The sequence below is a fragment of the Marinobacterium nitratireducens genome (genome assembly GCF_014645375.1).
GTDB classification, from domain to species: domain Bacteria; phylum Pseudomonadota; class Gammaproteobacteria; order Pseudomonadales; family Balneatricaceae; genus Marinobacterium_A; species Marinobacterium_A nitratireducens.
This window is the reverse complement of record NZ_BMLT01000015.1, coordinates 17,926-32,811: the sequence shown is the minus strand read 5'-3', so window position 1 is coordinate 32,811 and position 14,886 is coordinate 17,926. Positions and strand designations below refer to the sequence as shown.

Annotated in this window: 10 protein-coding genes; 6 read left to right on the top strand and 4 right to left on the bottom strand. The window is 62.1% G+C overall.

What is annotated here, in order from left to right; all coding sequences use genetic code 11:
• Positions 1 to 25 precede the first annotated feature (25 nt).
• Positions 26 to 1,030: an ABC transporter substrate-binding protein gene (locus tag IEX85_RS21325; protein WP_188862657.1), complete on the bottom strand. Its 1,005-nt coding sequence runs from the start codon at positions 1,028 to 1,030 to the stop codon at positions 26 to 28.
• A 60-nt stretch (positions 1,031 to 1,090) separates the two neighbouring features.
• Positions 1,091 to 1,783, bottom strand: a complete 693-nt coding sequence (gene wrbA / locus IEX85_RS21320; protein WP_188862656.1) for an NAD(P)H:quinone oxidoreductase — start codon at positions 1,781 to 1,783, stop codon at positions 1,091 to 1,093.
• 918 nt (positions 1,784 to 2,701) lie between these two features.
• Here wrbA and IEX85_RS21315 point away from each other — a divergent pair.
• The 4 genes from IEX85_RS21315 to IEX85_RS21300 all read left to right on the top strand — a co-directional run bounded on the left by IEX85_RS21315 (position 2,702) and on the right by IEX85_RS21300 (position 11,024).
• Complete coding sequence (locus IEX85_RS21315; protein ID WP_188862655.1) at positions 2,702 to 4,060, top strand: amidohydrolase family protein; 1,359 nt, start codon at positions 2,702 to 2,704, stop codon at positions 4,058 to 4,060.
• Positions 4,061 to 4,683: 623 nt separating this feature from the next.
• A complete protein-coding gene (locus IEX85_RS21310) occupies positions 4,684 to 8,154 on the top strand; it encodes an indolepyruvate ferredoxin oxidoreductase family protein (protein ID WP_188862654.1) in 3,471 nt (1,156 codons plus the stop codon).
• A gap of 248 nt (positions 8,155 to 8,402) precedes the next feature.
• Positions 8,403 to 9,467, top strand: a complete 1,065-nt coding sequence (locus IEX85_RS21305; RefSeq protein ID WP_188862653.1) for a Glu/Leu/Phe/Val family dehydrogenase — start codon at positions 8,403 to 8,405, stop codon at positions 9,465 to 9,467.
• Positions 9,468 to 9,614: 147 nt separating this feature from the next.
• Entirely contained in the window at positions 9,615 to 11,024 is a 1,410-nt protein-coding gene (locus tag IEX85_RS21300; RefSeq protein ID WP_188862652.1) for a sodium-dependent transporter, read from the top strand.
• Positions 11,025 to 11,150: 126 nt separating this feature from the next.
• On the opposite strand, the gene corA is transcribed toward IEX85_RS21300, so the two are convergent.
• Both corA and IEX85_RS21290 read right to left on the bottom strand, forming a co-directional pair.
• Positions 11,151 to 12,098 carry a magnesium/cobalt transporter CorA gene (gene corA, locus IEX85_RS21295; RefSeq protein WP_188862651.1) on the bottom strand — a complete coding sequence of 316 codons (948 nt, stop codon included), beginning with the start codon at positions 12,096 to 12,098 and terminating at the stop codon, positions 11,151 to 11,153.
• Positions 12,099 to 12,328: 230 nt separating this feature from the next.
• The gene (locus tag IEX85_RS21290; protein WP_188862650.1) at positions 12,329 to 12,772 is read right to left on the bottom strand and encodes a YtoQ family protein; all 444 of its coding nucleotides are present in this window, start codon (positions 12,770 to 12,772) and stop codon (positions 12,329 to 12,331) included.
• Positions 12,773 to 12,919: 147 nt separating this feature from the next.
• On the opposite strand from IEX85_RS21290, the gene IEX85_RS21285 reads away from it, so the two are divergent.
• Both IEX85_RS21285 and IEX85_RS21280 read left to right on the top strand, forming a co-directional pair.
• Positions 12,920 to 13,255 carry a hypothetical protein gene (locus IEX85_RS21285; protein ID WP_188862649.1) on the top strand — a complete coding sequence of 112 codons (336 nt, stop codon included), beginning with the start codon at positions 12,920 to 12,922 and terminating at the stop codon, positions 13,253 to 13,255.
• A gap of 176 nt (positions 13,256 to 13,431) precedes the next feature.
• Positions 13,432 to 14,862 carry a sensor histidine kinase gene (locus IEX85_RS21280; RefSeq protein ID WP_188862648.1) on the top strand — a complete coding sequence of 477 codons (1,431 nt, stop codon included), beginning with the start codon at positions 13,432 to 13,434 and terminating at the stop codon, positions 14,860 to 14,862.
• Positions 14,863 to 14,886 lie beyond the last annotated feature (24 nt).

Genomic DNA, 14,886 nt, shown 5'->3' with positions numbered 1-14,886 from the left:
CCTTAGTTCTTCTACTTGTCAGATATCAGCTGTCCCGCTGCAGCAGCACCGGCTGCTCAGGCAGAAAATCGAGCGAATAGACGTCCTTGATGTTCACGTCCTTCTGCAGCAGGCCTTCCGCTTTCATCAGTTCGTACAGTGTGTTCCAGCGTTCATCCGTCATGACGCCAATACCGCCATTTTCCGCATCGCCGCCATCGAGCATGCGGTACTTTTTCAGTGTCTCGATGCTGAATGCGATCTGTTCGTCGGTCATTTCCGGATTGGCTTCCTTGATCAGCTTGTTGCCCGGTGCCGGGTCGTCGAAGTAGCTCACCCAGCCTTCCAGCGTCGCCTGTACGAAGCGCTTGATGAGGTCGGGATCCTTTTCGGCCATTTTGTGCGTGGTTTCGATCGTTTCGGCGTACGGGGGGTAGCCAAAATCGGCCATCAGAAAGACCGAGGGCGTAACGCCGCCTTTTTCTATGGCAAAGGGCTCCGAGGTCACATAACCCTGCTGTGCGACACCGGTGTCTGTCAGGAAGGGCGCGACGCTGAAGGTGTAGGGGCGCGACATTTCATCGCTGAAACCATACTTGGACTTCAGCCAGGGGTAGTAGCTGTTATGGGCCGAGGTGCCGATATAAACCGGCATTTTATTGTCGGCGATTTCCTGCAGCGACGTGATATGCGGGTGCGCAATGATGGCCTGCGGATCTTTCTGGAAAAGACCGGCAACCGTCACCACCGGCAGTCCTTCCGAGACGGCCTTGACGCTGGCCATCGGGTACCCCATCAGCATATCGATACGACCGGCAACCAGCAGCTGCATGCCATTGACCTGGGGCCCCCCCATCTTGATCTCGACATCGAGGCCATGTTCTTCATAGATGCCGGTGGCTTTCGCTTGGTAGAAGCCACCATGTTCCGCCTGAGCGAACCAGTTGGTTCCAAAAACAACCTTTTCCAGATCCTTGGCGCTGACCGAGGTCGTCATCGAGGCCAGGCTGGTCATTGCGGCGGCGGCTATCATCACTTTTTTCAGCTTCATTTTTTTATAGCTCCGGTTATTGGATGGTTTCATTCTTGGTTCTGGTGGATACCGGCAGTATCAGCTGCCGGTAAGTTCAGCCGGGGTGGATGCCTGAATGCCGGCCGACGCGGCGGCGACATCGACCGATGCCGGTTCCGCTTCAATCTGTGCCGCCAAGCGGGCAACCCGGGCGCCCAGTGTTGTGGCGATGGCCAGTTCGTGGTCATCGACCGGCAGGGTTCCGTCGAACCCGGTTACCGCAGATGCGCCGTAGGGCGATCCGCCCTTGCGGGTCTTGATCAGGGCCGGCTCGCTGTGGGGCACGCCGCAGATGACCATGCCGTGCTGCAGGAAAGGCAGCAGCAGCGACATCAGCGTCATTTCATTACCGGAGTGCATGCCGCCTGTGGAGGTGAAGACGGCGCCCACCTTGCCGATCAGTGCGCCCTGGCGCCAAAGGGGCGCGGCTTCGTCGATAAAGGCACGCAGTGGGGTGCTCATCAGTCCATAACGGGTCGGTGAACCCCAGACAATGCCGTCGGCCCAGACCAGATCGTCATTGACGGCGCGGGGCAGTCGGCGATACTCCTGTTGCGCGGCAACAAAGTCGTCGCGCCCGGTATCCACACTGAATTCGGGCTCGTTGATATCCACCCGCAGCAGGCGGACTTCAGCTCCCTGTCGTTTGGCGCCGTCGGCAATGGCCTTCGCCAGTGCCAGGGTGGTGCCGTAACGCGAGTCGACAACGATGGCGATGTTTGCGCTTTTCATGGTCTCTCCCAGAATCGAAACTGGCTGCCGGTGACCCGTCGCAGCCGATGATGCCAGTCATCCTGAAACGCACGATCCGTAACGGCTCCGCCTGTTCCAGGCTTTCGATCTGAGGGCAAGAATCCATTCTCCGGACGGCACAGTTGCCGTCCCCTCTCCGCTCAGAAAACAATCAGTTGACGCCACGTATCCGCGGGGCGTTGACTCTTTTCTACGGCAGTTGTGGCAGGCGTGATGACAGTGGAGAGCTATTGCTGATAAGCCTGGCGGTCAGTCACGAACTGCCGGCATTCGCTGTGCGAAATGCTGCCGGCCCCGTGAGCAATGACCGAAACCCAAAAGGTTCTGACAGCTTCTACTCATGGAGGGAATACCGCCGAAACGGTATCTGTTATCGGTTTAGCAACGGCTGTGCCATGGGGTGGATTTTGCCTCGGAGACGCTGGTCTGACGCGGCTTGTACTGGTTCTTCCCGATTCGGACCGGCCTTGTCGCGTGTGCAGAAATGGTGCAGTCGTGCTTCGGCGGCCCCAAAACTGATAGACAGTATGCGCCAGGCCGTGGCATGCGCCGGAACCCGCCGAGTTCAGCGGGGTGTTGTTCGCAGCTTGACTGAGAGGCTGCGGCAGCCGCCACATCGTAGCAGGGTAGGTTGGAGCGTATTTTGCATTGATCTGCATTGAAAGAAGCGCGCAATGGTCATTTACCGGGTCCTGGCCGGGATCGGGTTCATATCCACGTTATCATTAGTAAAAGAGTAGAAGCGGTCAGGAACCGAATGGCGCTCAGCCATCCATCCGGGACATTGCTCTTGCAGACACGCCGGTCTAATGGCCTGGTCTGCCGATTGGGAGCATCCGTCCTTCGCTCGCTCGACAGCGGCAGGCGTCGGATGCTTCGGGAACGAGAGGAGCATCGATGCATTACCTGATACAGAACGCCCGTGCGGTTTTTGACGTCCCGGGTACTTCAGACATCCGCATACGCGCGGGGTTGATCACCGAGATCGGCAGCGGTCTGCAGCCGGCGCCGGACGAAATCCCGGTTGATGCCAGCGGCTGCGTCGCCTGGCCGGGAATGGTCAATACGCACCATCATCTGGCACAGTCGGTGCTGAAAGGGGTGCCTGAAGGGCTGAATCACGGCCTCGACGACTGGCTGGTGTCGGTACCCTTCCGTTTCTGGCCCAGCATTACGCCGGACCTGATGTACCATGCGGCCAAGCTCGGCCTTTACGAGCTGCTGCGTTCGGGCGCCACCACCTGTGCAGACCATCATTATCTGTACCATGCGCACTCCAGCACCGAAGTGGAAGATGCGGTCTGGCAGGCCGCCGACGATCTTGGTATCCGCCTGGTGCTGTGCCGCGGCAGCACCACCACCCGGGGTTCTCACCAGGGCATGAAATCCTCCAACATTGAACCGGAAAGCCTGGGGCAGGTAATCGAACGGATGGACAGGTCTCGCCAGCGCTATCACCAGGATGGTGACATGGCGATGCGCAAGCTGGTGGTGGCACCCACGAGCCTTGTGCATTCATCGACGCCGGAAGATTTGCGCGCCTGTGCCGACTACGCGCGCCAGCACGGTCTGAAACTGCACTCGCATCTGCTCGAGGTCGAGTTCGACGAGATCCAGGCACGGAAAAAGTACGGCATGAGCGCCATCGACTATGCCGCGCACTGCGACTGGCTGGGCGAGGACGTCTGGTTCGCACACCTGGTCTGGTCCGATGAGCATGCGGTAAAACTGCTCGCGGAAACCGGCACAGGTATCGCCCACTGTCCGACGTCCAACTGCCGCCTGGCCAGCGGCATCGCACCGGCCATTGCGATGCAGGACTCCGGCATCAGTATCACCCTGGGTGTCGACGGCTCGGCTTCGGCCGAGTCCGGCTCGATGATTCAGGAAGCGAATCTCGCCTGGTTGATACATCGTGCGGCCAGCCGGAATCCGCAGGCGACCACGGCGGATATGGCGATTCACTGGGCCAGCCGCAACGGCGCACAATTGTTGGGTCTGAAGGGCACCGGCGAAATCGGCGTCGGCAAAGCGGCGGACATCGTGCTCTATGATATCGAGCGTCCGCGCTTCTCCGGTGTCCACAGCCCGCTGTACGCGCCGCTGCTCTGCGGCGAGCCGGTGGATGTCAAATACAGCTTCGTGCAGGGCAAGCCGGTGGTGGACAACGGCAGTATCCGCAATCTGGACGAAGCGGAACTGGTCGCCAATGTGAAGCAGGAGGTTGGCCGCCTGCTCGCCCGCATCGGCGTCTGATGGCGCCGCCGCTGCGCGATTTTCGATGGACTGTCGCTGCCGCCCTCTGGCGGCGCTGGTCTGTCCGCGTTGGACTTATCTGACAATATTGCGTTTAAGATGAGCAGATTTACAGAAGATAGCCTCTGCCGAACTGCGGATTTTGGTCCTGCGTCAGTATCGTATTGTTATTTCAGTTAGTTTTTACGTCGTCTTGAAAATAACATTATTTTCATTCAGTTTGCTGTGCCGACCTTTAATACGCGTATAGGCTGATAGAAAAACCTTATTGACGTTCACGTAAAGCGTTACTAGTATTGGCGGACCTCTCTCCCCACAAGGGAGCGATGTTGGAAATCGAATAACCCGGCGCCGAGACAGATCGGCGCGGACTATAACAACAACACGTGGCTACCGTGCCGTGATCCGGCAGGGCAGTACGAGGATTTCAACATGGTTATCTGGCAACATCTGCTCAAGGCGCGTCGCTGCGCCCATCTCTCCACCGGCGGCCCCGCCCGTATCTTCGACTCATACCCGATCCGCGCTCGCCAGGCGATCTGACGCCGCGCTGCGCTATTCCAATTTTTCCAGTTTTTGATCCGTGTTACGGCGGCGCTGTCACGTGCGTGCGTCTGCGGACAATGGAGTCAGGTATGAGTCAGGACATCAGCCTCAACGACAAATGGGAACTGGACGCCGGTCGCGTCTACCTCACCGGCAGCCAGGCGCTGGCGCGCCTGCCGATGCTGCAGGCGCAGCGCGACAGGGCCCAGGGCCTCAACACCGCGGGGTTCATCTCGGGCTATCGCGGCTCGCCGCTGGGCGGTTTCGACAAGACGCTGTGGCAGGCCAAGCAATACCTCGCCGACCACAACATTCACTTCCAGCCCGGTATCAACGAGGACCTCGGTGCCACCGCCGTCTGGGGCTCGCAGCAGGTCAATCTGTTCCAGGGCGCCAAATATGACGGCGTTTTCGCGCTCTGGTACGGCAAGGGGCCGGGTGTCGACCGCACTGGCGACGTGCTCAAGCACGCCAACGCCGCAGGCAGCTCGACCCATGGTGGCGTGCTGGCGATCGCCGGCGACGATCACGCCTGCAAGTCATCGACGCTGCCGCACCAGAGCGACTATGCCTTTATCGATGCGATGATGCCGGTGCTGCACCCGAGCGGCATCCAGGAAATGCTCGACTACGGCCTCTATGGCTGGGCCATGTCCCGCTACAGCGGTTGCTGGGTCGGCTTCAAGGCGCTGGCCGAGGTGCTGGATTCGTCCATCTCGGCCGACCTCGATCCGAACCGGGTCCGGATCACACTGCCGGAGCACTTCGAGCTGCCGGCCGGCGGCCTCAATGCCCGCTGGCCCGACAAGCCGCTGCAGCAGGAAGAGCGCCTGCACCGTTACAAGCTGGAAGCGGCCAAGGCCTTCTGCCGTGCCAACCGCCTGGATCGGGTGGTGCTCGACAGTTCCGACGCCCGCTTCGGCATTATCACCACCGGCAAGTCCTACCTCGATGTGCAGCAGGCGCTGGTCGATCTCGGCCTCGGCGAAGCCGAGTGCGCCGCCATCGGCCTGCGCCTGTACAAGGTGGCGATGCCCTGGCCGCTGGAGCCGGAAGGCGTGCGCGAGTTCGCCACCGGCCTCGACGAGATTCTGGTGGTCGAGGAAAAGCGCGGCCTGATCGAGGAACAGCTCAAGGAGCAGCTCTACGGCTGGCAGGATCAGGTGCGCCCGCGCATCTGCGGCAAGCGCGACGAGCAGGGGACGGAGCTGCTGCCGTCCATTTCCGAGCTGACGCCGGCGATGGTCGCCCGCGCCATCGCATCGCGGCTGCAAAATCGTTACGACAGCGACAAGCTGCGCCAGCGCCTGGCGTTCCTGAACGACAAGGAAGCGAGCCTGGCGCAGCCGCGCGAGTTGCTCGAACGCACGCCGCATTTCTGCTCCGGCTGTCCGCACAATACCTCGACCCGGGTACCGGAGGGCAGCCGCGCCCTCGGCGGCATCGGTTGTCACTACATGGCCACCTGGATGGACCGCGATACCGACACCTTCACCCAGATGGGCGGCGAGGGTGTCACCTGGGTGGGGCAGGCGCCGTTCACGAATGAAAAGCATGTATTCCAGAACCTCGGTGACGGCACCTATTTCCACTCGGGACTGCTGGCGGTACGCGCGGCCATCGCCTCCGGCGCCAACATCACCTACAAGATTCTCTACAACGACGCCGTGGCCATGACCGGTGGCCAGCCGGTTGACGGCACCCTGACGGTGCAGCAGATCAGTCATCAGCTCTACGGCGAGGGCGTACGCCGCATCGCCGTGGTCAGTGACGACCCGCACAAGTATCCGACGCGTGCCGATTTTGCCGATCGCACCACTTTTCATCATCGCGACGATCTCGATGCGGTTCAGCGCGAAATGCGCGAGATCGAGGGCTGCTCGGTGATCATCTACGACCAGACCTGCGCCGCCGAGAAACGCCGCCGTCGCAAACGCGGCACCCTGGAGGATCCGGATCAGCGTGTACTGATCAACCCTGAGGTCTGCGAGGGCTGCGGCGACTGCGGTATTCAGTCCAACTGCCTGTCGGTGCTGCCGCTGGAAACCGAGCGTGGCCGCAAGCGCACCATCGACCAGTCCGCCTGCAACAAGGACTTCAGTTGCGTGCGCGGCTTCTGTCCCAGTTTCGTCACCGTCAAGGGCGGCAAGCTGCGCAAGCCCGCCGGCGTCGGCAGTGTCGATTTCCCGACGCTGCCGGAGCCGGTCTTCGTCGGCGAGAACAACCCCTATGGCATTCTGCTGACCGGCGTCGGCGGTACCGGCGTGGTGACCGTCAGCGCGCTGCTTGGCATGGCCGCCCACATCGAGGGCAAGGGCGTGGCGGTGCTGGACCAGGCAGGCCTGGCCCAGAAGTTCGGCGCCGTGGTCAGTCACGTGCGTATCGCCGACAAACAGCAGGACATTCACGCGGTGCGCATTCCGGCCGGCGAGGCGGATCTGATGATCGCCTTCGACCTGATGGTCGGCGCCAGCGCGGACGCACTGGCGAAGCTCGACAGCCGCTTTTCCCGCGCCGTGGTCAACACCGAGAAAGCCATGCCGGCGGCCTTTACCCGCGACCGGGACCTGAAGTTCCCGGGCGAGTCGATGGAGGGCGCGATCCGGGATGCAGTACGCGACAGCCACTTCCTCAATGCGTCCGACCTGGCGTTGGCGCTGATGGGCGATGGCATGGCGGTGAACCTGTTCACCCTGGGGTTTGCCTATCAGCAGGGCCTGTTGCCGCTCAGCGCCGGGTCGATCGAGCGCGCCATCGAACTCAACGCCGTGGCGGTCGAGAAGAACAGGCAGGCCTTTGTCTGGGGTCGCCGTGCGGCCTTCGATCTGGCGCGGGTGCAGGAACTGGCGCATCCGACCGCGGTGCCGGTCAAGATCCTGGAGACGCCGGAGCAGCTTATCGCGCGCGAGAAAGCACACCTGACCCGCTATCAGAACGAGGCACTGGCCAGGCGCTACGAGGCGCTGGTGCGCAGGGTAGAGGCGAAGGCCAAGGAGACGCTTGGTGGGGATTCGGTGCTGCTTCGGGCCGTGGCCGAAAACTATTCCAAGGTGCTGGCTTACAAGGACGAGTACGAAGTGGCGCGTCTGTACAGCGACGGCAGCTTCCGCAAGCTGCTGGCCGAGCAGTTTGAGGGGGATGTCGAGCTCGAGTTCAACCTGGCGCCGCCGCTGCTGTCCCGTGCAAAGGACGGCCAGCGCCCGCGCAAGCGTAAATTCGGTCCCTGGATGGAGTCCGCCTTCCGCTGGCTGGCGAAGGGCAAGGTGTTGCGCGGCACGCCGCTGGACCCGTTCGGCTACGGTGCCGACCGCCGTCTCGAGCGCAGGCTGATTCGCGACTACGAGGCCGATATCGCCTGGCTGCTCGAGCATCTGCGCCGTGACAATCTCGAGGACGCCCGCGCCCTGGCGGCATTGCCGTCGCAGATTCGCGGCTACGGCCCGGTCAAGGAGGCCGCCTGCGAACAGGCCGCGGTGCAGCGCACACAGCTGCGGGCCCGTCTCGATGCGCCCGAAATGATCGACGCCGTCTCCGGCGCCGCCATCTGATTGCAGGAAGATTGCCCGACCTGGCCGCTGTGGCGGCCGGTCGGTACCTGAGCTTAAGCAAAATGTCGGTGTATTGGTGACGAGTGACAGGTTACGCGTTACCGATCTTTTTCGCGTCACGCGTAACCCTTCACCTGTAACCAGTCGGTGCGGTTCGCGTTGCTCCCCTGAAATTAGCTCCTTCAATTTCAGGATTTCCGCCATCCATGGCGGTCACCGGCACCCTACGATAAAAAGGAAAAATGAACATGTCCGTATTCAGCCATCCGGAATTCGACAACCACGAGCACCTGTCCTTCTTCAGCGATCCGGAAACCGGCCTTCGCGCCATAGTTGCCGTGCACAACACCAACCGCGGGCCGGCGCTCGGCGGCTGCCGCATGTACCCCTACGCCAGCGACGAGGAAGCGCTGCGCGATGTGCTGCGACTGTCGAAGGGGATGACCTACAAGTCGGCGCTGGCCAACCTCGACCTTGGCGGCGGCAAGTCGGTGATCATCGGCGATCCGCGCGCGCACAAGAGCGAGGCGCTGATGGAGGCGATGGGACGCTTCCTCGAGCAGCTGGGCGGTCTCTATATTGCGGCCGAGGATTCCGGTACCAGCGTTGCCGATCTGCAGGTCATGGGACGCCGGACCCGCCATGTCGCCGGTATCGCACCGCGCGCGGGCTTCGATGGTCAGCCGAGCAACGGCGATCCTTCGCCGGCCACCGCTTATGGCACCTTCGTCGGTCTCCAGGCAGCGGTACAGCACCGGCTCGGCCGCGGCGATCTCGAGGGGCTCACCGTGGCGGTGCAGGGCATCGGCAATGTTGGTTATCGTCTGGCGCGCCATCTCAAGGAGGCGGGCGCCAAACTCTATGTGCACGACGTCTATGCCGAGTCGGTGGAGCGTGCCGTCGACGAGCTCGGTGCCACCGCCGTGTCCGGCGATGAAATCCTCAAGCTCGATGTCGATGTCGTCGCGCCCTGCGCCCTTGGCGCCGTGCTCAACGACGACAGCATCGGCAAGCTGCAGGCGAAGGTTGTGGCGGGCGCCGCCAACAACCAGCTGGCGCAGTCGCATCACGACGCTGTACTGGCCGGGCGCGGCATTCTCTATGCGCCGGACTTCGTCATTAACGCCGGCGGCATTATCGACGTCTGCCACGAGCGCAACGGTCATGACGCCGCCGCCGTGCGCGCCCATGTCGAAACCATCGGTGACACCCTCGGCGAGATCTTCGCCCGTGCCGAGCATGGTAGCCAGCCGACCGGCGTGATCGCCAACCAGCTGGCCGAAGAGCGCTTCAGGGGTAAAAGCCAGCTTTAAAACGTAGGTTGGGTGGAGTGGCGCAGCCACGTAACCCAACAGCTTTCTCCGGTTAGCGGTGTTGGGTTACGGCCCTTCGGGCCTCCACCCAACCTACATTTTTCGAAGAAAAACTGCCTGATAAAAACAACGAACCAGGAGAATAACGTGACTCAGTCTACGTCCAATGCAGCAGCGACCAGTGCCGTTTCCGGAGCCTCCGCCAAGCGCGGTTTCTGGTCTTCCAGAATGGCCTTCGTGCTGGCCGCGACCGGTTCCGCAGTCGGCCTCGGCAATATCTGGAAATTTCCCTATATCACCGGCGAAAACGGCGGCGGCGCCTTCGTGCTGGTCTATCTGCTGTGCATTGCCGTGGTCGGAATTCCGATCATGATGGCCGAGGTGATGATCGGCCGGCGCGGCGGCCGCAGCCCGATCAACAGCATGCGCATCCTCGCCGAGCGTGACCGGCTTTCGAGTCGCTGGAAATGGCTGGCCGGCGTCGGTGTGCTGGCGTCCTTCCTGATCCTGTCGTTCTACTCGGTCATCGGCGGCTGGGCGGTGTCTTACGTCGGTACCGCGGCCAGCGGACAGCTGAGCGGACAGAGCGCGGAGGTGATCGGCGCGATCTTTTCCGGGTTGTTGGGGGATCCCGGAAAATTGTTGATCTGGCACAGCCTGTTCATGGCGCTGACCATGCTGGTGGTGGCGCGCGGCCTGCGCGGCGGGCTCGAGCGTGCGGTGACCATCCTGATGCCGGCGCTGTTCGTACTGTTGTTGTTGCTGGTGGGCTATGCCATGACCACCGGGCATTTCGGTCAGGCCGCGAGCTTCCTGTTCCGCCCCGACTTTTCCAGCCTGACCACCGAAGCGGTACTGGTGGCGCTGGGTCACGCCTTCTTCACGCTGAGCCTGGGCATGGGCGTAATGATGGCCTACGGTTCCTATCTCAACAAAAATGTATCGATCGCCAAAACCTCACTGCTGGTGTCGCTGATGGATACCGGCGTGGCACTGCTGGCGGGCCTGGCGATCTTCCCGATCGTCTTCGCCAACGGCCTCGAACCCGGCGCAGGTCCCGGGCTGATTTTCCAGACGCTGCCGCTGGCGTTCGGCCAGATGCCGCTGGGCAGCCTGTTCGGTACCCTGTTCTTCGTGCTGCTGGTATTCGCGGCCTGGACCTCGGCGATTTCACTGCTCGAGCCGCTGGTGGAATGGCTGGAAGAGCAGAAGGGCATGAACCGCCTGGTCAGCACCCTGGGGGCGGGCAGTCTCTGCTGGCTGCTGGGTATCGCCTCGATACTGTCGCTCAACGAGTGGTCGGGCTTTGCGCCGCTGGGCATGTTCGCGGCCTTCGAGGGCAAGACGGTGTTCGACCTGCTCGACTATCTGACCGCCAATATTCTGCTGCCGCTGGGTGGTCTGCTGGTGGCGGTGTTCGTCGGCTGGTTCATGGCGAGGCAGGCGCTGGAAAACGAGCTGTCGCTGCGCGGCCCCTGGTTCGGGCTCTGGTACGGCGTGCTGCGCTACGTGACGCCGGTCGCCGTTGCCATCGTCTTTATCTACAACCTGGTGTAAAGCGTTAGATGTTTCCGTTGGGTGCTGCTGAGCGACAGCGAAGCGCACCGTGACCGATGGTGCGGTTCGCTCCGCTCACCGGCACCCTACGATCCTTCACGCCGATGCGCATAACGTGTCACCCCCTCACAACCATCCCTTGCGCTTGAAGTAGCCGTAGGTGCCGACCGCGCTGGCCACCATCAGGCCCAGTGCCATCGGGTAGCCCCAGCGCTGGCTCAGTTCCGGCATCAGGGCGAAGTTCATGCCGTAGATGCTGGCGATCAGGGTCGGGGGCAGGAACATCACCGCGGCGACCGAGAAGATCTTGATGATCTTGTTCTGCTCCAGGTTGGTGAAACTCACCGTGGCGTCGAGCATGAAGTTGATCTTGTCGAACAGGAACTGGGTGTGCGGTAACAGCGACTCGATGTCGGCGAGCATCTGCTTGATCTCGCGGCGATTGTCCTTGGTGAGCCGGTCACTGTCGTAGCGTTGCAGGAAGCGCAGGGTGCGCTGGGTATCGAGCAGGCTGAGGCGGATCTTGCCGTTGGCGTCCTCCTGCTTGCTGATCAGGCGCAGGATGCTGTCGAGGTGGTCGGTCTCGAACACCTGGTCGGATACGTTCTCGAGGATGTTGTAGACGTCCTCGATGGCGTCGGACAGGTAGTCCACCTTGAGCGCGAACAACTGCAGCAGCAGCTGCAGGGGTCTGGCGGCCTGGATGCGTTCCTGGCGCAGGTACTGGCGTACCAGGCGAAACAGGCTCAGGTCCTCCTCGCGCACGCTGATCAGCAGATCGTCGCGCAGGTTGAAGGAGACGTTGAAGGTGCGCAGGTCCTGGCCGACCTTGTGCGGAAACAGCGAGTTGATATGCACGCCGTCCTGGTCGACGAAGAAGCGCGACGACGCCTCGATCTCGTCGATATCGTCCTGTCCGGGCAGGTCGCCGACGAAGTGGCCCGACAGCCAGTTACGCTCCTGTTCATCCGGTTCCAGCGCATCGACCCAGATGGCACCCTCCGGCAGCGGATCGTTGCTACCCAGCGGGGTCTTGTGCAGGCGGTTCTGTTCCAGTTGATAGGCGGCCAGCATGATGCGACGTTACTCCCTGTCGTTGCTCTGGTCTGATTGCTAAGGCTTCAGGAAGTATATAAACCCGGCAAAAAAATTGCCGGGTTTATCTTGGAATGGCGAGGTGCCCAGGACGCACCTCGCAATGCCGGCCGTGCCATCTTTCACTGGTGCTTTCGCCGGTATCGGCTCCGGCAATGCCAGTATTCCCGCCATCCGTGGCGGTTGCTCCGCTCAGGGCGCCTGCTTGTTTATTTACCCTGGGTGACGTAGCGCAGGATCTCGACCACCTGTTCGGGTTCCTGGGCCCAGGCCATGGCGGCGGCGTCGACTTCTTTCAGCGGGTGAATGATATCGGCGTCGTGCAGCGTGATGTACGGGGTATCTAGCGCGGCCAGGTAGCCCGCGTCGAAGGCTGCGTTCCACTGCTTGTACTGGCTGCCGAAACGCACCACGCCGATATTGGCGCTCTCGATCAGGTTCTTGGTACGGATGGCGTTGACCTTGGACGACTTGTGGTCGCGCCAGAAAGGATTTTCTTCGGTGCCGAGGTGGTCGCCGGCGGCATCGGAGGAGTCGTGGTCGGTGTTGGGGCTGACGAACTCGACCGGCAGCTCCAGTTCTGCGCAGCCGGCCTGAATGCGCTCGCGCCAGTCGGTGTGAATCTCGCCGGAAAGGTAGACTGTCCAGATCATCGCAAACCTCCAGTTTGGTCTTGTGTATACAAAATTTTTGGATTTTGTCCATTGTCCCGAACTCTGGCGGCGGCTGCAACCGCCAGCGATGCCGGAAACTTGTCGAGCCGGGCCAGGCGTGCCAGTCTGAAGATTCCAGATGCTGCCATGGATGAACCGATGCAGTCCCTGCTGATCGTGACCGAACTTTACGGCTTCGATGCCGAGGCGGGCTGCCTGCGCGCCCGCTGCCACGACAACCGCCTGCTCCAGGTCGAAGCCGAACCGGGGCAGACGGTCAACTGCGATGCGCTTGCCGCTCAGCGCTGCCCCTTTTTTCTGCTCTGCGACCGTCCGGCAAAGCCGGTTGGCGATGCGCTTTCGCTGTCGCCGCGGGCGTTGATCAGCGTCGTGCCCTTTTCTGCAGAGGAGGTCGAGGCCATGCTCGCAAGTGGCCAGGCCGAGCAGGTACTCGAGCAAAGTCTCCATGGTCAGGGGTTCTGAGTGCCCTGGGCGGGGCGACAGGCCGCTGCGCCGGCGGCAGGATTTCGAGCTTTTGAGCATCCGTGCCTGACCATCGGATACATCATTCTGCGAACCTGAACCATTTTGCTTTACAATCCGCACACGACGGGCCGGTAAGGCCATCCAGGATGAACTTAGGGTAGCGGTGTGGGCTGATGGACAGGACACGAAATACACTGCTGGTGATCACGGCCTTGTGCCTGGCGGGCGCGCTGCTGGTGTACGCGATGGTCTTCGCGCAGCAGCAGGAGTTGCTGCACGAGGTAAAGGAGAATCCGCTCTGGGCGGCGCACCAACTCGAACGGCAAAGCTATGATTTCAGCCTGCTGCTGAAGGAGCTTGGCGAAGACCCCACTGACAAGACGCTGGCCGAGCAGGCCCGTTTGCGCTTCGACGTGCTCTACAGTCGTCTGTCGGTGGTTTCCCACGGCCTGCTTGGCGAGGTGTTCCGCAATCTTCCCAGGGCCGGCGGCGAGATCGATCCGCTGCGCGAGCTGTTGCATCAAATCGACAGCCGTCTGTACTCGACCCTGGATGCGGGGGTGCTGGGCGAGTTGGATGGCCTGACCCGTCAGCTGACCGAAACCACCAACCGAATACTGCTCGACACCCTTCAATACCACGTCAGGTCCAAGGTCGAGCGACGCGAAAACCTGGGCCGTCTGGTGGTCTATCTTGGCCTTCTGATCGGGCTGGTGGCGGTGGGCGCGATGTTGCTGGTATTCACGCTGGTGCGCCAGGTGCGCGAGGTCCGGCGATCGCACGCCGAAACCCTGGAGCTGGCGCAAAAACTGGATCGTACCATTGACGAGAACGCGCGCGCGGAGCGCCAGCAGATGGCCTTCCGCGAGCAGCTGTGCGAGGCGTTCGGTTCTCATCTGGACACCATGGCGCAGCGCTGTGCGGGTTTGCAGCAATCACCTTTGGATGGCGCACAGCGCCGCGACGCGACAGTAATCGAGCAGTCCGCCGAGGCGCTGAAGAGTCTCCTCGATCGGGCCCAGGAGCTGTCCCGGGTGCAGTCGGAGGACTTCAGGCTGCGGGATGACGTCTTCAATCTGCGTTCGCTGCTGGAAGACTTGCAGCGGACGTATCAGATGCGGGCGTTCGAGAAAGGGTTGAGTTTGAGGGTCGAGCTGGCAGAGGAGGCCGGCGGCACCTACATGGGGGATGCGGCGCTGCTGAAACGGGTCCTGGCCCGGCTGCTCGACAACGCTCTGGCCCATACGCAAAGCGGCACCATCAGGGTCGGGGTAAAGGCGTTCCTGCAATCGGCCGAGAGCAGCGATCTGCTATTCGAAGTCGAGGACAGCGGCCCGGGCCTCGACGGCGTCGACAAGGCCCGCATCTTCCAGGCCTTCAATCCTGCGCGGCAGGAAGGGGTGACGGCGCCTGACGCGAACCTGGGGCTGGCGCTCTGCAAGGGTGTTGTTGAACGGATGCAGGGCACTATCGATGCCGACAGCGTGCCCGGTCGCGGTGCCCGCTTCTGGTTCCGTATCCCGCTGCATCGTCTGGCTGCCCAGGGACCGGGCGGCACAGCATACGGTGTCGCCTGCAGTCTCTCCGGTAGCGGTACGGTCTGAACGCACTTCGTGGGCAGGCCTATA